Annotated in this window: 1 protein-coding gene; it reads right to left on the bottom strand. The window is 61.8% G+C overall.

Translation table 11 applies throughout. From position 1 onward, the window contains the following. Positions 1-335 (bottom strand): ethanolamine ammonia-lyase subunit EutB (gene eutB, locus RVY79_RS18300; RefSeq protein WP_317465951.1); only part of this gene is annotated, 335 nt, incomplete at both ends.

Below are 335 nucleotides of genomic sequence, written 5' to 3'. Positions count from 1 at the left end.
GGTGTCTAGCAGGCGGCCGGCCATGTCGACAATGCCCATGCCTTGCAGCCAGGCCTCGAACTCTGGCGCGGGCCGCAAGCCCAGCGTGTCGCGCAGGTAGAGGGCGTCATGAAACGACGTGCTCTGGTAGTTCAGCATGATGTCGTCCGCGCCCGGTACGCCCATGATGAAATGAATGCCCGCCACGCCAAACAACGTCAGCAGCGTATCCATGTCGTCCTGGTCGGCTTCAGCGTGGTTGGTGTAGCAGACGTCGCAACCCATCGGCAGGCCCATCAGCTTGCCGCAGAAGTGGTCTTCCAGCCCAGCGCGGATGATCTGCTTGCCGTCATATA

It is taken from the genome of Chromohalobacter sp. HP20-39 (assembly GCF_033052815.1).
In the GTDB taxonomy this organism is placed as follows: Bacteria; Pseudomonadota; Gammaproteobacteria; order Pseudomonadales; family Halomonadaceae; genus Chromohalobacter.
This window is presented reverse-complemented; position numbering and strand designations above follow the sequence as displayed.